The 18,613-nt window shown below is 67.4% G+C and carries 12 protein-coding genes; 11 read left to right on the top strand and 1 reads right to left on the bottom strand.

Translation table 11 applies throughout. The features are described from left to right. Window positions 1-10 precede the first annotated feature (10 nt). Together ACWPN8_RS13520 and ACWPN8_RS13515 are read left to right on the top strand one after the other, a co-directional pair. Complete coding sequence (locus tag ACWPN8_RS13520) at window positions 11-1,501, top strand: phage tail tube protein (RefSeq protein ID WP_492241098.1); 1,491 nt, start codon at window positions 11-13, stop codon at window positions 1,499-1,501. A gap of 148 nt (window positions 1,502-1,649) precedes the next feature. Next, on the top strand, window positions 1,650-2,054 hold the full coding sequence (locus tag ACWPN8_RS13515; RefSeq protein WP_492241097.1) for a hypothetical protein: 405 nt from the start codon (window positions 1,650-1,652) through the stop codon (window positions 2,052-2,054). An 8-nt stretch (window positions 2,055-2,062) separates the two neighbouring features. On the opposite strand, the gene ACWPN8_RS13510 is transcribed toward ACWPN8_RS13515, so the two are convergent. After that, window positions 2,063-2,224 (bottom strand): hypothetical protein, encoded by a 162-nt coding sequence (locus tag ACWPN8_RS13510; RefSeq protein ID WP_492241096.1) that lies wholly within the window; start codon window positions 2,222-2,224, stop codon window positions 2,063-2,065. 36 nt (window positions 2,225-2,260) lie between these two features. On the opposite strand from ACWPN8_RS13510, the gene ACWPN8_RS13505 reads away from it, so the two are divergent. The 9 genes from ACWPN8_RS13505 (at window position 2,261) to ACWPN8_RS13465 (ending at window position 18,496) form a co-directional block, all read left to right on the top strand. Next, a complete protein-coding gene (locus ACWPN8_RS13505) occupies window positions 2,261-2,434 on the top strand; it encodes a hypothetical protein (RefSeq protein WP_492241095.1) in 174 nt (57 codons plus the stop codon). 3 nt (window positions 2,435-2,437) lie between these two features. Then, window positions 2,438-3,187 (top strand): hypothetical protein, encoded by a 750-nt coding sequence (locus ACWPN8_RS13500; protein WP_492241094.1) that lies wholly within the window; start codon window positions 2,438-2,440, stop codon window positions 3,185-3,187. A gap of 18 nt (window positions 3,188-3,205) precedes the next feature. Then, on the top strand, window positions 3,206-12,172 hold the full coding sequence (locus ACWPN8_RS13495; protein WP_492241093.1) for a transglycosylase SLT domain-containing protein: 8,967 nt from the start codon (window positions 3,206-3,208) through the stop codon (window positions 12,170-12,172). A gap of 11 nt (window positions 12,173-12,183) precedes the next feature. Further along, on the top strand, window positions 12,184-13,767 hold the full coding sequence (locus tag ACWPN8_RS13490) for a hypothetical protein (protein WP_492241092.1): 1,584 nt from the start codon (window positions 12,184-12,186) through the stop codon (window positions 13,765-13,767). Window positions 13,768-13,769: 2 nt separating this feature from the next. Continuing rightward, window positions 13,770-14,732 carry a hypothetical protein gene (locus ACWPN8_RS13485; RefSeq protein ID WP_492241091.1) on the top strand — a complete coding sequence of 321 codons (963 nt, stop codon included), beginning with the start codon at window positions 13,770-13,772 and terminating at the stop codon, window positions 14,730-14,732. Beyond that, window positions 14,729-17,065, top strand: coding sequence for an SPRY domain-containing protein (locus ACWPN8_RS13480; RefSeq protein ID WP_492241090.1), 2,337 nt, complete (start codon window positions 14,729-14,731; stop codon window positions 17,063-17,065). The genes ACWPN8_RS13485 and ACWPN8_RS13480 overlap by 4 nt, the downstream gene beginning before the upstream one ends. 10 nt (window positions 17,066-17,075) lie before the next feature. Then, on the top strand, window positions 17,076-17,618 hold the full coding sequence (locus ACWPN8_RS13475; protein WP_492241089.1) for a hypothetical protein: 543 nt from the start codon (window positions 17,076-17,078) through the stop codon (window positions 17,616-17,618). A gap of 74 nt (window positions 17,619-17,692) precedes the next feature. Then, the gene (locus ACWPN8_RS13470) at window positions 17,693-17,857 is read left to right on the top strand and encodes a hypothetical protein (RefSeq protein WP_492241088.1); all 165 of its coding nucleotides are present in this window, start codon (window positions 17,693-17,695) and stop codon (window positions 17,855-17,857) included. 51 nt (window positions 17,858-17,908) lie between these two features. Then, window positions 17,909-18,496 (top strand): glycoside hydrolase family 108 protein, encoded by a 588-nt coding sequence (locus ACWPN8_RS13465; RefSeq protein ID WP_492241087.1) that lies wholly within the window; start codon window positions 17,909-17,911, stop codon window positions 18,494-18,496. The last annotated feature ends 117 nt before the right edge of the window (window positions 18,497-18,613 follow it).

Raw genomic sequence — 18,613 nt, 5'->3', positions numbered from 1 at the left:
AGCCGCCACCATGTCCAGTTCCAACCGTGTCCGCCTGACCGGCGTCGCCGAGACGACGTACGGCACCACCCCCACCACCCCGCGCATGCGCAAGCAGCGCGTCACGTCCATCGGCCTGTCGAACAAGGCGGTCTACGTCGACAGCGACGACATCCGCGACGACCGGATGAACTCCGACTCGGTGCTGGTCGGCCAGACCAACGACGGCCAACTCGGCATCGAATGGCACTACCCGGCTGACGGCTGCCTGTTGTCTAGCGAGATGGAGTCGGCGTTCGGCAGCCGCTGGAGCAACACTCCGAGCCGTGACAACGACGGCACCGCCGGCAGCGTGATCCAGTCGGTTACCGCTTCGACCCAGGTTGTTGCGGTGGCGAATGCCGCCGCCTTCGTCACCGGTCATCTGGTCTACTTCAGCGGGTTCGGCCCCGCCGCCAACCGCAACAAGCTCGCCAAGGTCACGACCGGCAGCGCGACTGCCCCGGCCTTCGTCGGTGCCGGACTGGTGGACGAGGCGAGCCCGGCCACGGGCGCCCGCATGAAGGTTGTCGGGTTCGAGGGCGCCGCCGACGACATCAAGGCCGTGGCCGACGGGCTGACCTCCGAGGCCGGTGGGCTGGACTTCACCACGCTCGGCCTGCGGGTCGGCCAGTGGGTGAAGCCCGGCGACATCGCCGCCGGCAACCGCTTCGCCACCGCCGGCACCAACGGCTTTGCCCGCGTGGTCGGCATCGCTGCCCGCAAGCTGACCCTGGACAACCTGCCGGGCCAATGGGGCGCAGACACCGGTGCCGGGAAGTCGATCCGGGTGTTTTTCGGGGACGTGCTGGTCAACGGCGTGGAGCAGATCGGCCTGACCCTGGAGCGCGGCTTCATGGATCACACGCCGCCATCCTACATCGCCCAGACCGGTATGCGGGTGAACACGCTGGAGTTCGGCGGGCAGGCCAAGGAGAAGGCCACCGGTTCGATCTCCTTCACCGGGATGAAGGGGATCGTCAGCCCGACCAGTCTGGACGCGACGCCCGATGCCGAGCCGGACAGCAACCTCTATCCGGTGATGGCGTTCAGCGCCAACTGCGGCCGGATCGGTGAAGCCGGCGCGGCCCTCGGCAAGCCCAATTGGGCGAAGGGGGTGAAGTTCACCCTCAACAACAACCTGAGGACCATCGACGCGGCGGCTGACGGCGACAGCATCGCCATGGGTCCGGTCGATGTGGTGGACGGCTCCTGCGATGTGTCGGTCGATCTGGACACCCATTTCGGCAACGCGGACCTGCTCGCCAAGGTGCTGGCCGGCACGCCCACCAGCCTCAACGCCCGCCTCCAGAAGGGCACCCAGGCGATGGTCTGGGAGGCTCCGCGCCTGACCCCGAAGGAAGGCGACCCCAACATCAGCGGCAAGAACACGGACGTCATGCTGCCGGTGAAGCTGTCCGGCTCGAAGGACAGCCTGACCGGGGCGCAGCTGATCGTGAACCGGTTCGAGTTCGTCCGCTGATCTGACGAGACCCCGACGACCACGGGAAAGAGGCTGCCGGCCCTGCCGGCGGCATGACGGCACGCGCGGGCCGCGGGCGGGCGTTTGGTCGGCGCCCGCCCAACCATCGCGCATTTCCGACCAACCGACCAATCAAGGACTTTCGACCGTGGCAAACCTCGCATCCCTGAAGCGCTCCACCGCCGCCCTCACCTCCGGCGCCTGGAAGCGTCCCGACCCCGATCTCGATCTGCAGATCCTCACCCGCGGCTTCACCGACGAGTATCAGGACGCCCAGGCATCCAAGCAGCGCAAGGCCGCCAAGGGCTTCGGCGGTGATACGGAGAAGCTGCCGGTGGCGATGAAGCGCTCGATCAACATCGAATGCCTGATCAAACATTGCCTGCTCGACGTCAAGATGACGGACGACGACGGCAACCCGGTCTCCTTCGAGGAGTTCTGCGACACCATCCGCGATCCGGATTTCTCCGAACTCGCCACCGCGGCCTTCACCGCCGCCGGCATGGTCTCCGCCGACCGCGAGGCCGACGCAAAGGAAGCCGAGGGAAACTGACGGCGGCCCTACGGGACCATCTCAACCGCAAGGCGGACAGCAACGATCTGCTGGCCGACCTTGCGGAGGATGACCCCGACGCGGCCGAGATGGTGGCCGCCCGCCTGGATGACGAGGGCGAGGCGGTCGAACCCCTGCCCTGGTGCCGGTGGGCGTGGCGTGCCTGGCACGCGCTCTCCGATGACCGGCAATGGCGGGGCGGCGGTATGGGGCCGCCCAGCCCCTGCAACATCCCGTGGTCAGTGGCCCGCGCCTATGCCGACGACCACGGGCACGACCTCCCCCTCCTTCTCCGCCTGCTTCGCGCCATGGACGGCGTCTATGCCGAGTGGTGGGCGGAGAAGGTGAAGGAGGCGAACAAGAAGCCGACGACGGAGTGAGCGATGGCGACGAAAGCAGCAGCCTTCAACGCCCGGCTCCGGGTCTTCGTGGATCGGGCGCTCTCTCCAGAGGCCCAATCCCGCCGGCTGGCGGAAATCGCCATCACCGAGCGGGACAGGCTGATCGCCGCCGGCCGGGCCACCCGCCGCTATCGGCGCTGGGTCGATGGGGTCGAGGGTGCGCCCGAGACCGCAGTTCGGCCAGCCGATGGCGGGCGGATCGTCTACCGGTTCTCGATCATGGGCGCGGTCTGCACCTTCGCCCTGTCGTTCCTCATCAACCGCTCGCCGCCCCGATCCTCCGCCCCGCTGAACCCTGCCACGGGCAAGACGGCGCACTACCGGGACGGCTTCTATTTCGGGATCAAGGACAGTTCATCGCCCCGCGGGGACGCCGGTGGCCGGTTCGTCCCCGCCGCACAGTTCAACCCTGCGGCGCTGTCCCCCACCATCACCGAGATCATCATCGGCAACGTGCTGCCCTACAGCCGCAAGGTCGACGTGCAGCTGATCGGGGGTCAGTCGCTGTCATTCCCGGTGCCGCCCGGTCTGTTCGATGATGCCGTGAAGGCGATCCGCTCCCGCTTCGGCGACCTCGTGGAGGTCAAGCGGGTCTACACGATGGATTTCCCCAACCAGTACCGCCTGCGCCAGCGGCAGGTCTGGACCACCGGCAAGCACAAAGGGCTTTCCCGTGGCCGGCAAGGCACGCGCGTGGAAAGCCCCGCCCTGATCATCCAGCCCCGCCGCTGATGCACCCGAGGACCGCCCATGACTGATCAGATCGAGAGCCTTGACGTAGGCTTCCAAGACGGTGTGTCGGCTGGCGCCAAGAAGGCGACCGACGCGGTCACGGGCCTGGGCGACGCCTTCAGCGCCACCGAGGCGAAGGCGGAGCGTGCCGGCAAGGGCACGAAGAAGGCGACCGACGAGGTTGCTGCCGGTGCCGCCGCCGCCGGGAAGGCCATCGACGCCTATGCTGGCACCGTGGAGCGCGCCGACGAGCGTGTGAAGCGGCATACCCAGACGGCGGACCAGCTCGCCAACAAGTACGACCGCACCAAGCGCGAGGCGAACGAGATCGCCAAGGCCACGGCGCGCTACCGGAAAGACCTGGAGGATCTGGAGCAATCCAGCGCGTCCGCCGCCGCAAAGGAGGAGCAGCGCGCGGCCATCATGGCGAAGATCGAGGGCGCGACGGAGCGCGCTCGGGCCAGGGTCGCGAAGTTCTTCGCGGACATCGAGGCCGGAGCTGCCGCTGCGACCGCATCCGCCGGCGGGATGTCGGCCGGCATGATCGCCGCCACTGCATCGGCCGGTAGCTGGGCCGGCGCGCTGGGCAAGGTCTACGAGACGGCCGGCAGCGCGACCAACGGCCTGACCCAGGCCGCCCGCGCGTTGCGGGCGCTGAACGCCGATTTCCTGTCCGGCCATGCTGAGATGACCGAATGGGCGGCCGGGGCGAAGGGGTTGGAGGCCAGCTTGCGCGGCGTGTCCGCGGCGCAGAAGGCCATCAACGACTCGGTCGGTCTGTCCCGCCAGACGGCAAACGCCGCGGTCATTGGCCCGACGCGCTACGCCACCACCGGCCGGGGATCGAGCGGGACCGGCTCCATCACCTTCGGGGATGACGGCAGCGCGCAGCGCCTGGACGACATCACCGCCGCCTTCGCCGAGGCCGACGCCAAGCTGGACAGCTACCGCGCCTCCCTCGGGCTGACCGACGTTGCCCAGCAGCGGTGCGAAACCGGGCTGGCGGAGCTTCAGGCGACGATCCGCCGGGCGGGCGTGGACGAGGCCGAGGCAACCCGGCTGCTGACCGCCTATGCGGCTGCCCACGATCCGGCGATCAGGAAGGCCAAGGATCTTGCCACCGCACATGCGACCGCCGCGAAGGAGGTTGAGCAGGCGGAGCGCGCTGCCCTGGCGAAGATGTCGGCCGATTGGGACGCCGCGGTGCGGGAGCGCGAAGCGGATGCGGCCATGATCATCGCAGCCGAAAAGGAGACCGCTGCCGCGGTGAAGGCCGAGGAAACGGCCCTCCGCTCGCTGATCGGCACGCTGGATAAGACCTTCGGCGCCGACGAGAAGCTGGCCGCCTCGCAGCAGCAACTCGACAAGGCTCTGACCGACGGCGTCGGCGGGATCAGGCTGACCGCCCAGGAGCATGCCGCCCTGTCGGCGAAGCTCAAGGATCAGCACGAGCTTTCCACCCGCGCCGCCTCCAGCACGAAGCTGGCCGCGCACGAGTCGCTGAACCTCGGCTACCAGATCCAGGACTTCGTGGTGCAGGTCGGCAGCGGCCAGAGCGCCATCACGGCCATGCTTCAGCAGGCGCCGCAGGCTGTCGGTGCCGTGGGTGGTCTGTCCCGCGCCTGGGCGCTGCTGGTCTCGCCCGTCGCGCTGGTCGCGCTCGGCATCACGACGGTGGTGGGCGCCTTCGCGCTGGTCGGCACGCGGGCAATCCAGATCAACAGCCAGATCCGCGATCTCACCGCCACGATGCGGACCTATGGCACCGAGTCGCAGGCGACCGCCGGATACCTGCGCGATGTCGGCAAGGCGCTTTACGAGGGCGGGGCCGACCGGGGCGAGAGTTTCGCCACCTCGAAAGTTCTAGCATCCACCCGCGGCCTTTCTGCCTCCCGCGGTCGCGAGTTGGCGTTGCTCGGCAGCGACATCACCGCCGGCATGGGCGGCTCGGTCGACGAGATGACCAAGCAGCTGGCCGCCATGGTGACGGACGGCTACCCGGCGATCATGAAGCTTCAGGAGGCCATCGGTTTCCTGAGCCCGGCGGAGGCTCAAGCTGTCCGCGTGATGGCGGAGCATGGCCGGCAGTCCGAGGCGCTGGGCGTGGCGCTGGACGCCCTGCATCGCCGCTTCGACGGCATGCGCAAGGACGCCATGAGCCCGGCAGCCACGGCCATGCACGAGCTTGGCGTGGAGTTCAACCGGCTGGTGGATGCTGCCGCAACGTCGCCTCTCGTCATCTCCATCACGGTCGCCGTGTCCGACGCCTTCCGGGATGTTGCCGACTTCATCGCGAACCCGAGCCTGGAAGGGTTCGGCAAGATCGCGAAGATCGGCGCCTATGCGGTCGCGCCGGGCCCGACCATCGTGGGCAGCTACATCGCCAACCGGCTGTTCGGTCCGGAGGACGAGGCCGCCCTGCGGAAGCGGCTGGACGAGGCCAAGAGCAGGGTGGCCGATCTGGAGGCGCATGCCGGCGCCAGCGATCCGGGTGGCGGCTTCCGGCCCGAGCTGGAGGGCGCCCGTGCCGAAGTCGCCGCCCTGGAAAAGCGGATCGATGCGATCACCGGCAAGGCCAAGGCCGCCGCGGCAACCGCTACGCCGGCCAAAGACCCGAACGGCGCCTCCGTCACCGGTGGCGCCGATGATGACGCTGCCCGGAAGGCGCGGGACGCCAAGGCCACGGAGTATGTGAAGGCGCAGACCCATGAGGTGGACCGCCTCTCCGAGGCCCTGCGCGGGAACGCGGTAGACCGCGCCATGGCAACCGCAGCGATGCGGGCGCAGGACGAAGTGCGGGATAAGCACTTGGAGGGCACTCCGAAGGAGAACCTTCTCCTGCTCCGCCAGCGGGAAGCGCGGCTCCAACTGGAGGTCGCCGTCAACGACAACAACCGAGCCGCCGCCGCCGAGGTGGCTGGCGCCGAGTTGGTGGCCCGCGCCTACGGCCAGTCCACCGCGGCAGTGCGCGAGGCCGAGATCCAGACCAAGGCCATGGCAGAGGTGGCGCGCGGCACCATCGAGCCGTACAACGCCATCGTGACGCGGCTCCGGTCACTGGACGATGCACAGCGCAAAATCCAGTCCGCGTCTTTCGACGCTACGCTGAAGCAGCAGACCGAGGACGCCAACCGGTTGGCTGCCGCCTGGGGACAGGGCGCCAACGCGGCGCGGGAGGCAGCGCTCGCCAACGAGGCCCTGGCCGAGGCCCGCAAGCGCGGCTTGGACCCGACCAAGGACGCCGGCCAGATCCGTGACATCGGCGCCGGCATCCTGGCCCGCGACTCGGCGCAGCGCTCGCAGCAGTTCGCCCAGATGGCGGAGGAGCAGCGCCGGGCCGTCGAACTCGCCAACAGCGAATACGCCATGCTCGGTCAGAGCAACGCGGAGCGCGCCAAGGCCGTGGCGGTGATCCAGACCACGAACGAGTTGCGCGACAAGGGCGTCGACCTGACCGACGCTGGCACCCAGGCTTATATCCGGCAGGCCGGCGAGCTGGCGCGGGTGAACAGCCAGTTGCAGGACGCCGCCCAGCAAGCCGCCGACATCGCCCAGCCGATCACCACGGCGTTCGAGGATGTGGTTGTCGGCGCCAAGAAGGCCAGCGATGCCGGCAAGGCCCTGGCTGAAGATCTGAAGCGGGTCTTTGTTCGCACGCTCATCACCAAGCCCGCTGAGACTTGGTTGACCGGCACGCTGACCAAGCTGATGTCCGGCGGCGTCACGACCGCGAACGACAACGTGCCCAAGCCGGCCAACGACCCGGGACGGCTGGAGCGCATCGTCGGCACCGTGAAAGGCGGTCTCGGCACCTCCGCGGACAATGCCATGTGGGTACAGATTGCCGGGTCTGCCGCTGCGGTTGCGCTCGATCCGCAGGCCATGACCGGCAGGCAAATGCCCGCGGCATCCGCGAGCGGCACGGTCGCCAGCATCGCCACCCTGTCCGCGACGGACGCCCGGCCTCTGCCTGTGGCGATCAAGGACGGCGGGCAGGTCACCGACTTGGTCCGGGCGCAGTCGCTGGTCCTGTCGGAAGCGCGAGCGCAGGGGGTGCCGGATGAGGTGGCGCTCGCCATCACCAAGATGGAAAGCGGCTTCCGGCAATTCCGCCCTGACGGGAGCGTTCTGACCTCCAGTGCCGGAGCTATGGGTATGATGCAGCTGATGCCCGGCACGGCAAAGTGGCTGGGAGTCGATGCGACCGATACCCAGGAAAATGTCCGGGGCGGCATCAAGTATCTTGCGATGCTCGGTCGGCAGTTCCATGGCGACTGGAACATGGCCGCAGCCGCCTACAATGCCGGGCCAACTCGGGTGCAGCAATATCTGACCAAGGGTCGGGCGCTGCCGGGCGAAACGGTCAAGTACGTCGAGACGTTCGGGAAAACCGTTAAGAGCGTCGGCACCGATGTCGCGACCCTGGGCGCCCGCACCGACACCGTGACCGCGGCGCAGGAGCGCGCTCTCCAGGCACAGCTTGACGCGGTAGAGGTCCAACGCGGCGCCAACGACAGCACCCAGACGATGACCGCTACACAGCAATCGTGGGTGGATAGCGCGCTGGGGCTGACCTCGGTCACCAAGGACGCCTCTGCCGTTATCGAGGTGAAGAGCCGGGCCGTCTCTCATATCAACGAAAATGCCATCTCCGCAGGCGACGGGCTGACCCAGGCGGGCGAAAGCGCGACAAAGTTCAGCACGGCGGTGGACGATGGAGCCGACACCTTCCTCGGTGGCATCCAGAAGCTGTTGGGTGGGGCCGGCGATTGGATTAGCGAGCTCTTCGGTGGCCGCGGCGGCCAGCAGCAGAAGGTCATCAAGAACGCCGATGGGTCCACCAGCTTTGCCCCGGCGACGAAGGGGGCGGGTGGATCATGGCTGGACCAGCCGATTTTCGGACAGCAGGCGGCACCGTCCAAGGATTTTGTCGGTCCAATGCCGGCGGCGGACGGCCTCTGGGGCTGGAACCCGACCTACAGCCAGCTCGCCACGGGCGGCTTGGCAGTGGTCGGCGGCCTGACCGCCGCGACACAGAAGCAAGCTTCGACCGGACAGGTTATCGGCGGCGGCCTGACCGCGGCCGGCGGCGTGCTGATGACCATGCAGAACAGCTACGCCAAGACGGCCGGTGCGGTCCTGTCCGTCGGCGGTGCTCTGCTCTCCGCCGTGTCGGGCGCCAAGGATCGGGGCGACAAATACAGCATCAGCCACATCACCCTGGGCGCCAACGGCCGCTATGCGCTTGGCGCCTCTGCCCAGGACAATGACGGCGACGCGACGAGATTTAACAGCGACGCAAACAAACTCGCGAAAGGCCTGAATGACATCATTGGCCGGCTGAACCTCACGCCGACCAACAAAGGCAGCTACATCGACAGCAAGACGAAGAGCGCGGAGCAGGCCGCTCTCGAGCTGCTGAAGGGCATGCAGTCGGCGGTTCCGGCCGTTGCCTACGCCTTGGCCCATGAGACCTCCACCAGCCTGGAGGAGGCGCTGGGGCACCTGGAGTTCGCCAATGGCTTCGACCGGCAGATCGCCGGCCTGCGGTCCAGCATTTCCGACCTGTTCACGCAATTCCAGGCCGGTGTGGACGACGCCAATACCTTCGGCAAGACGCTGTTGGATGTGGTCGACAATGCGCAGACCGTCTTCGCGGTCAGCAAAGGCGCCAAGCTGCCGGGGTTCGCTCGCGGAACGCTGTCGGCGCCCGCCGGCTGGGCCGTCGTCGGCGAAGAAGGCCCGGAGGTTGTGCGGCTTTCCGGCGGCGAGCGCATCTGGAACGCCCGCGAAAGCGCCCAGATGCTTGCCCAGATGGGGCAAGGCCGGGATGACACCCTGATCCACCTCCGTGGCGGCGACGAGCTGGCGGCGGTTCGTCGGGCGCTGGGCCATCCGGGCACCATCAACCCGGAAACCGGCCTGCTCGGTTTCGAGTATGGCGGCGGGGATCATGGCAGCCCCGGTTCCGGCGGGTCGGCGGGCTCTGGCGGCGGATCGAGCGGCAACTCCTCTGGTGGCTCGGGTGGCAACTCCGGCGGAGCGGGGACGGCGGGCGAAGGGCCGTCGATCAGCAGGACGAGCAGCACGCCGATGTCGCAAGGCGACATGCAGTCGTACGGGGGCTACAGCTTCGGCTCGTTCACCGCGGATGATCGGTCAAGCACGATCGGCTTCGGCGGAGCCGCGAGCTATGCGTCTCCGACCTCCGAGCAGGTCACAGCAACGGCTGCCGCTGTCGACAACGTGTTCGGGACATCGCTGTCCGGCTGGCTGGAAAATGCCGCACTGAAGTATGGACTGAACATCAACAAGTCCATCGGCGTCGATCCAGAGACCGGTCTGAACAACACCCAACTGAGCATCAATGCCGCCGGTTTGGCCGGAGACATCGCAAGCTTGGCGACCGGCATTCCAGGCCTCGGCCTCGCGCTGGGAGCCCTGGCCGACCAGCTGGGCGTCGATCACATCTCCCTCGGATCAATCGACGCCAACGGAAGGTTTTCCGGCGCCACGGGGACTGCGAGCACCGCATCGGGCGCCATCGCACGAAATGGCGGCGACCCCGACCGGTACAGCAGCAATCTGGCCGCCGCCGACACCAGGGCTGCGGCTGACCGGGATGCTACTGCGGCGGCTGAAAAAGCCGCGGCGGATGCAGCAGTGCAAAAGGCCGCTCAACGGGCAGCGCTTCAGGTCCAGTTCGATGCCGTCGGGCTGGCCCAGGACCGCGTCGACGAGCTGAACACCATCGTTCAGTCCCTTGGCGATGGCACCTTCTCGCCGATCGGCAAGGACTTCGACACGCTCGCTGCCGATATGAAGCGGGCCGCCACGGCCTACACCGCGGCCGGGCAAGCCGTGCCCGACGCACTGTTCGGCGCGACCAAGCAGATGGAGGCGCTGGGCGCGGTCAAGAAGCGCCTGCTGGACGAGGTGGCCGGCACCACAATCGAAAGCAGCCCTGAGCAACAGAAGGTCGAGCAACTCAAGGGCAAGTGGTCGAACACGGCCACGGATCTCGTGAAAGCCTTCGCCTCGGTGGGCATCGTCGGCGACGAACTGGCTGCCAAGCTGAACGAAGGTTTCGCCAATGGTCTGAAGAAGGAACAGAAGTCCTACAGCAACAGCCTGGACACCGCCTATCGCAAGGCGAAGGGCGAGGAGGGCTACGACTCGGCCACCGGGCTGATCGACAGCTACAAGACTGCGGTGAAGGACGTCAACGCGCTGTGGCCGGAGGGCGCCGACCGGGCAGAGCAGATGGCGAAGGTCACCGGCACGCTGACCGCCGGCATGGAAGGGCTGGTCAAGAGTGGGTCGATCACCAGCACCAGCCTACAGGAGATCATCACCACCTTCGCCGACACGCCGGAGGTGGTGACCGCGGCGACGGCGGCGATGAAGAAGCTCAACGACGCGACGGCGGAGGCTACCAGAACCTTCAACGCGGGCGTGGACTCCCGCATGTATGCCGCACTCGGCAATGCCCGCGGGTCCGGGCTGATCACGCTGGATGAGCAGCAGCGGCAGGAGCTGCTCAAGGCCAAAGAGGACGGGCGCGACACGGGCCAGTTGGTTCAGGTCCAGGCAGCGGAGCGCGGTCTGAAGGCGTTCGAGTTGGCGCAGGCCGATGTCCTGTCCTGGTACGATCAGGAAATCACCGCCCGCCAGACCTTCATCTCCGACCTGCAGGATGGGGCGCTGAAGGTGTCGCAGGCGGCGGCTCAGTTCGCCGCCGCGCGCGATGCCCTGGCGATCAGCCAGGACGCACCGATCAGCCCGCAGGAGCGGCTGGCCGAGACCAAACGCCAGTGGGATGCGGCCCTCGCCACCGTCCAGTCGACAACCGCCAGCGACGCGGATCGGGACACTGCCCGCTCGAATCTGATCAGCCTGGGCCAGACGCTGACCAGCATCGAGAAGGAGAACAGCGGCGGTACCGCCCGGTCGCTCTATGACGAGGTGATGAAGGTGCTGGGTGAACTCGGCACCGTGGCCCCGGACAGCGCTGCCGCGACCGCCGGTGCTCAACTCAAGACTGCCCAGGACGCCCTCAAGGAGCTTCAGAAGGGCCGGGCAGAAGCCGCCGCCGTCGGTCAGAAGCAACTCGGTTCACTCGACACCCTCAAGAACACGATGGGTCAGAGCCTCGCCGTCTGGCAGGCGGCGCTGACTCCGCTCCTGGCGCTGACCGGCACCTCCGACACCCGGCCGCATTACAGCGCACCGGCGTCGGTTCAGTCGGCCTGGGACGGGCTGTCGGCCGAGCAGCAGTTCGGCATTGCCCGCGCCATGGGCTGGGGCGGATCGGTGGACGAGGCGTTCAACCTATGGCTGGCCGCCGACACGAGCCGGGCGGCGACCTTCGAGGGCAATGTCGCCACCATCGGCAGCGGGGCGCGGTATGGCGCTCCGGAGGATGTCGGCCGGGCCTGGGACGCGCTGACCCAGGCGCAGCAACTCGCCGCGGTGAAGGCGGCCGGCTATGACGGCGGGATTGATGCCGGACTCAATGCCTGGGTCCGGCTCGGCCACGCCGCTGCGTTCGAGGCGGCGGTGCGTGGCGCGGCTCATTCCGCCGGGGTGCCGGGCTTTGCCTCCGGCACCATGTCCACCCCGCCCGGCGCCGTGTGGGTGGGAGAACGCGGGCCGGAGCTGCTGTGGCAGGGCGGCGGCGCGGCGGTCGCGTCGTCGGTCGACAGCATGCGGATCGCCGGCATGTACCAGACGGCGGCGAACGACCGCTACCCGGTCAACATCACCCCGATCCAACCGCCGGCCGCCCCTGTGGTTTCGGACAACCGGGAAGTCCTGTCGGTTCTGCGGGATATCGCTCGCCGGATCGAGCGGCTGGAGAAGGCAATCCACGAGGCCGAGGGCGAGGCGCAGTTCCAGCGCAGCCGCATCGCCCAGGACGAACTCAAGCTGATGCGCCAGCAGCTGGACGAACTGCGCGATCAGCAGGCCAAGCGCGCCGCGTAACGGAGGCTTCCATGGAAATCCACCTGTACGACCTTGTCGCCTATCACCGGGCGACGGGACACCTTCACCGCTGGCCGCTTTGCGCCGGATCGGTGGCCTACCAGTCCCGGAGCGACGACGACCCGGCGTCCGCGACCTGGCTGCCGCTCGTCGGGCAATGGCCGTCCGTGGCGGTCACGGCAGCGGGCGACGGCGCCAAGGCGCAGATCGACGACCTGAGGCTGATCAACGTCCGGCGGACGGACGACCTGCCGCGGTTCGCCTCCGTCTTCAACATCACGACCGGGGTGTGGGAGCGGGTACTGTTGGGCGTCCGGCCGCTCAACGTCCTGCTGACCGATTACATCGTCCAGTCGGTGACCGAGCGGGTGGTGGCGGCTGGCGCACCCCTCAGCACGGCGGTGACGGTCTGGCAGGCCAAGGCCGGAAAGATCGCGCCTGATCGGACCGAGCTGCGGCTGCCGGTCTACGACAGGCAACTCGACTTTGACGCGCCGATCCAGAAAGACGACGCGAAGTACGCCGGCACCGGTGGGTATGAGGGGCCGTCCACCCTCAAGAACACGTTGAAGGAGCGCTGTATCGGGCACTGTTTCATGGTGCAGCCGACCTATCTCGGGATCATCGACCAGGGCAGCGGCAACGGCGGGCTGCTGCATGTCTGGTCGGTCAATGGCGGGCTGCCCATCGAGGACGTGCCGCGGGGATGGTCCGGCGGTGCCGCCGTCGCCAAGACGGCCGGCATCCCGGGCTCCAACCAGCTTCGCGTCGATGTCTCGACCGGCAGGATCCACACGGCGGTCCATTACGAGGACTTCCGGGTGGAGGTGAAGGGCGACAAGACCGGCGGCGTCTGGCGCCGTTATATCGGCGAGGTGATCGCCTTCCTGGCCGTCCAGCATGGCGGCATCGTCACTGCGGCCGACGTCAGCGGCATGGACGCGACGCCGCGCACCGTCGGACTGTACCTGCCGGCCGGCGACGGGCGGACCCACCGGGACGCTTATGGCAAGCTGGTCGGGTCGGTGCCGAGGGGGAGGTGGTTCATCGACTTGGCCGACCGGCTGGTGGTGACCCGCCTGCCGCGCGCCACCGCGGTCACGCCGACGCGGGCCTACAGCAAGGCCAGCGGGTCAACGGACGGGCTGAAGCCCACCGCCGGCAGCGACGTGGTGCCCACCAAGAAAGTCACCGTCCTCTATGCGGAGAACCCGAACGCCAACACCACCGCGGTTGCTGATGCGACGGCGGCGGACGCCGCCCTCTGGACCCAACAGTGGCGCGAGTCGGATAGCGCGACGGATCCGGTGATCGCCGCCGCCTATGGCGTGTCGGGCAAGACCGAGCGGATCGAGACCTGCCTGACCCTGAAGGCCGACGCCGACGCCGAGGCGCCGCTGTGGCTGGCCGAGAAGGCATGGCCGCCGCAGTCCTACAGCCTGAAGGTCCGGGACGGAGCGCCTGGGCTCTGGATCGGTGGGGCGGTGACCGTCGTGGACGACATCGCCGGCTTCGAGGATGGCGCGACGCTGGTCATCACCGGCCGAACCAACCGCGACCGCGGCGGCGGAGCCACCCTCTACGGGGAACACTGATCATGGCCGGCTTGATCTACGCCTACCTCGCCGACCGGAACGAGGTGCAGAACGGCCCGCTGGACAATCCCGTCACCATCGCCAGCCCCGCCGCCTGGGCGTCCACCGCCCCTCTGGAGTCGATGCTGACGACACCGGTCTCCGACCGGGCGGTGTGCCTGACCAAAGGCGACGTGGACTATGCCACCGGGGCGCCGATCAACCCGGTGATCGTGACTTTGACATGGCAGTTCCCGATCTTCCTGTCGGTTGCGTCGCTCCTCAACACCAACCTCCGCCAGGAGGCCTTTTACCGGATGGAGGCATTCGGCGATGCCGCGATGACGGAGCTGGTGGCGACGTCCGTGGTCGATGGGGTGGACGCCAACGTCGTCCCGCCTCTGACCGATCCGGAGACCATGCGGGCCGGCGCGCCCAACCAGATGCGCGGCGATCTGGATCCGCGGGACATCCCTCTGCTGCCGATCAACATCCACTGTGTGGTGCCGCAGGTTCCGGTGGTCGCGATCCGTTGGACCCTGTGGGGCGGCGCCTTCCAGCCCGACGGCAGCGAGGACACCGGCTATCGCATCGGCCTCGCCTGGGCGGGCGATGGCCTGATCTTCTCCCGGCATGTCGGGAAATCGGGCGAAGGCGTGAAGGACAACGACGAGATCATCACCGGCGCCGGCGGATCGGCCTGGGTCGAAGAGGGCATCGCCAAGCGCACCGTCACCATCGGCCGCGAGGTGACCGACCGCACGCTCCGCGACGAGCTTTTCAAGATGGCGCTACGCTCGGGCAAGCGGAAGCCGCTGCTGTACCTGCCCAGCATCGGCGACCCGGCCGATCCGACAAGCCTCGGCGATCCCGCCGCCAACTTCCTCTACGGCGGCCTGTACCGCCGATCTTCCGACCACAGCCAGAGCTACGTCAGCGCCCGCTACACCTCGACCAGTGTCGAACTGGAGGAGTTCAAGGAATGAGCCTTTCGCAACTGGTGCTCGACGCAATCGACCGCCTGAAACAATACAATCTCGGTGTCTACAACGCCGCTTCCAACAAATTCGGCCTGTCTGGCGTTGGCGGTATGGCCGCCAACTGGAGCCGTCACTCCAAGGACATCGCCACAGCCTGCGAGACGGTCGGCACTCTGGCCGATGCCGCGTCCACCAGCCAGACCGCCTCCGCGGGCTCTGCATCGGCTGCTGCCGGCAGTGCCACGGCTGCCCACACCTCCGAACTCGCCGCCGCGGGGAGTGCATCCGCCGCCGCTGGGAGCGCGACGGCAGCCAGTGGCAGCGCGACCGCTGCGGCCGGGAGCGCCGGTGCGGCGGCTGGCAGCGCATCGGCCGCCGCCGCCAGTGCCACCCTTGCGGATCAGAATGCCAATGCCGCCGGCGGGTCTGTCCCGTCGGTCCGCCTGACCTGGGACACAGCCACGGCCGATGCCGACCCCGGCAACGGCAAGGTGAGGCTGAACAGCGCCACGGCAGCAGCCGCGACTGCACTCTATGTCGACAATCTGGACGTGGCGGGCGCCAGCATCACCACGGTGCTGGACCGCTGGACCGCCGCCACCAATACGACCAAGGGCACGCTGCGGGTTGCCCACCGCACCGATGCCACCAAGTGGGTGGAATATCTGGTCACCGGCACCGTGGTGGATGGCACCGGTTACCGCAAGATCACGGTGACCGGCGGAACCGGGCCGGGGGGCTTCGCTGCTGGCGACCCGGTCGCTGTGGGCTTCAGCCGGGCCGGTGACGCTCCCGCCAGCTTTTCAGCCGGTACCGCCGCTGCGCCTGGGTGGGCGGTAACGGGCGACAGCAACACCGGTCTGGCCCAGGTCAGCGGCGCCGACACGCTGTCGGTGGTGACCGGCGGTGTTGAGCGGCTCCGCGTTGCTGATCTCACGTCTTATCTGGTCGGGTGCTGGCTGGCGATTATGGACGCGGCCGGGACTGTGAAGGGCATGTTTGGCCCCACCGGTGCTGGGACTGTGGTCATGGGTAGTTTCTCTAACCATGATGCCGAAGTCCGTACGGGCAATCTGCTGGTGGCACTGTTCAAGTACATTGCAGGCGCCAATCGCTGGTTTATTTTTTCCGCGTCCAATGGGGGAAATCCCACCGTCACGACCTCTGGCGGAGACCTCACGCTCACATCTGCTAACGCCAAGGTCAATGTCACGGGGGCTTTGACTGCAACCGGACAAACGCAGTCTACGTATCACTATGTTGTCGGCGCAGGTTCTTCGGGCTATTACTTTGAGAACACCGCTGCAAATGCGGATGAAAAGAAATCGCAGATTTATACTTCGGGCAACAAGATCATCTTCCAGCTGATGAATGATGCCTGGACCACGACCAACAACTGGTTGGAGGTGACGCGTACAGGCGCTGCGCCGACGGGCATCGACTTTAAGGTTGCCCCAACCGTCAACGGCGTAGCACTGGGCTCGTCTGTCAAGTTCCCAACCCTGCCGAAGAGTGCCGCCTACACGGTCACATCATCCGACGCCGGCAAGCTGATCGTCGCCACCGGCACATGGACGCTCGGTTTGCCTGCCGCGGCATCAGCCGGCAGCGGCTTCACGGTGGCCGTCAAGAACACCGGAACCGGACTGATCACGATCGATCCCAATGGGAGCGAGCTTGTCGATCAAGCTCTGACGGGGCTGCTTGCCAGTAGGCAATCCGTGATCCTCGTGTGCGACGGGGCCGGATGGAATTCCATCGGTGGCATTGGGTTCGCTACCGCACAGCAATGGAGCACGACGGCAATTTCCGGCGGCGTCGTCCTGTCGGAAGGCAATCTGCGGGCAACTCTCAACCAGAATACATCGGCCTATCAGACGGTGCGGGGTGTCAACGCATTACCCGACGGGAACACATATTGGGAGGTCTCTTGCCTGTCCTTCCCGAGCGTCGGAGCAGATAGCGGGCTGTTGGGCATCGTCGATGCCAGTTTCTCGGATTTCGTCAGCCGCCCAATCTCCATCGGCGCATACCGGACGGACGGCTCTCTTCAGAAGACATCTGGCAGCACGGCTTTCGGCGCATCCTGGGGCGGGGGCGATACCATGATGTTCGGGTTCAAAAGGCCGACCGGCGGGACGGGAAGCCTCTGGATCGGTAAAAACGGCGTTTGGCAAGGTGGCGGAGATCCGGTCTCAGGCGCCAATCCTGCGATTACCGGCATTACTCAACAGGTATTCCCGGTGGCATCGGCAAATCTTGCGCCAGTATATCGCGGCCGGTTCAGCCCGTTGGATTTCGTTTACACCATGCCGTCCGGGTTCTCTCCTCAGGCTTGATAGGTGACGCATGAACATCTTCGAAATCGTGCCGTCCTTCGACGCGCGCACTCATCGGCAGGCCGCTACCTTCACCGAAACCGAAGAGGTCATCGAAATTGAAGGAGTTGAGTACAGCCGGACCAAGAGGGAGTGGGACGTGGAGCCGATCCCGCCGGAGGAAATCGCCGCCATCCTGACTGCTGCCCGCGCGACCGCGGTCGTAGCCAACAACACGGCTGCCGGGAAGGCCCGTGAAGCCTACCTGACCGCCGTCCCCGGCCAAGCCACGACCTACGCCGCCAAGCAGGCGGAGGTGGCGCGCTGGATCGAGGCGGGCCGCCCGGCCAATGTGCTTGCCACCGCTTACCCGTGGGCCGGCGACCGCGCCGACCTGCGCACCGTCACGGTCGCCGAGGTGCTGGCGGAGTGGGAAGCCGTCACCGCGGCGTGGGAGGTGGTCGGCCGGCAGATCGAGCGAGAGCGCGAGCGGGTCAACGACACCATCGCCGCGGCCGACACGCTGGAGGCGATCCAGGCAGCGCGGGATAGCGCCACGTACCCGGTTCCCTGAGCGCCGCGACAACACTCCAACTCCTGATCGACCCGGCCGCCGCGTGCGGCCTTTTTCATGCCTGGAGGTCGCCCATGTGCAATGCCCGATCCCCTGCCGAGCAGGATGTCCAGCAGGCGCTTGATGCCTGCGGCGGCGATAAAGACGCTGCCCTCCTGCTGCTCGCTCATCTGCTCAACGTTGCCCGCGGCGGACTGTCCGCTGGGCTGCTGCGGCTGCCGCCGGCCGACCGGCGATAAAGGCGTTACAGGCGCCCTGTAACGCATAATTCCCCAACCCTGGAGACCATCATGACCACCACGCCCACCGGCGCGGCGATCCCGCGCGACCCCACCGAAGCCGTCATCGACAACATCCTCCGCCGGGAAGGCTGGCCGCGTTACACCGACCGGTCCAGCGACCGCGGCGGGCCGACGAAGGGCGGCATCACCCTGGAGACGCTGACGAGCTGGCGGAAGCGCCCGGTCACGGCGGCCGACGTCGCTGCGCTGGACGAGGCCGAGGTGCGGGCCATCTACCGCGCCAACTACATCGAGAAGCCGGGCTTCGCTGGCATCGCCGACGACACCCTGCGCGCCCTGGTAATCGACTCGGGCGTCAACCATGGCCCGGCCCGCGCCGGGACGTGGTTGCAGGATGCGGTGAACGATCTGGCCGGCCGGCCGGTGCTGAAGGTCGACGGCGCCGTCGGACCGAAGACGCTGGCCGCGGTGAACGGCGCTGACCCGGCTGGGCTGTGGCGCTCTGTCTTCGTGGCCCGGATGTGCTTCTACGGTGACCTGATCTCGGGCGATGCCCGGAAGCGTGGTCGCACCGACGATCAGGCGCTGAACGCCGCCGGCTGGCTGAACCGGCTGGCCGAGTTTATGGAGGTGTGAAACGCGGATGTTCCCCGTCTTGAAATCCACCGTCGGCGCTTTGTCGGCCGAATCCTTACGCCGCTAGCAGCTACGACATCGCTGAACGGTATTGAGAATGGCAGCGCAACGCATACT

It is taken from the genome of Azospirillum sp. UENF 112521, from assembly GCF_058780665.1.
This window is presented reverse-complemented; position numbering and strand designations above follow the sequence as displayed.

Excerpts from the sequence above, each read along its gene's own strand:
- ACWPN8_RS13520 (WP_492241098.1), top strand. The coding sequence starts at position 11 with ATGTCCAGTTCCAACCGTGTCCGCCTGACCGGCGTCGCCGAGACGACG.
- ACWPN8_RS13505 (WP_492241095.1), top strand. The coding sequence starts at position 2,261 with ATGGGGCCGCCCAGCCCCTGCAACATCCCGTGGTCAGTGGCCCGCGCC.
- ACWPN8_RS13500 (WP_492241094.1), top strand. The coding sequence starts at position 2,438 with ATGGCGACGAAAGCAGCAGCCTTCAACGCCCGGCTCCGGGTCTTCGTG.
- ACWPN8_RS13495 (WP_492241093.1), top strand. The coding sequence starts at position 3,206 with ATGACTGATCAGATCGAGAGCCTTGACGTAGGCTTCCAAGACGGTGTG.
- ACWPN8_RS13490 (WP_492241092.1), top strand. The coding sequence starts at position 12,184 with ATGGAAATCCACCTGTACGACCTTGTCGCCTATCACCGGGCGACGGGA.
- ACWPN8_RS13485 (WP_492241091.1), top strand. The coding sequence starts at position 13,770 with ATGGCCGGCTTGATCTACGCCTACCTCGCCGACCGGAACGAGGTGCAG.
- ACWPN8_RS13480 (WP_492241090.1), top strand. The coding sequence starts at position 14,729 with ATGAGCCTTTCGCAACTGGTGCTCGACGCAATCGACCGCCTGAAACAA.
- ACWPN8_RS13475 (WP_492241089.1), top strand. The coding sequence starts at position 17,076 with ATGAACATCTTCGAAATCGTGCCGTCCTTCGACGCGCGCACTCATCGG.
- ACWPN8_RS13470 (WP_492241088.1), top strand. The coding sequence starts at position 17,693 with ATGTGCAATGCCCGATCCCCTGCCGAGCAGGATGTCCAGCAGGCGCTT.
- ACWPN8_RS13465 (WP_492241087.1), top strand. The coding sequence starts at position 17,909 with ATGACCACCACGCCCACCGGCGCGGCGATCCCGCGCGACCCCACCGAA.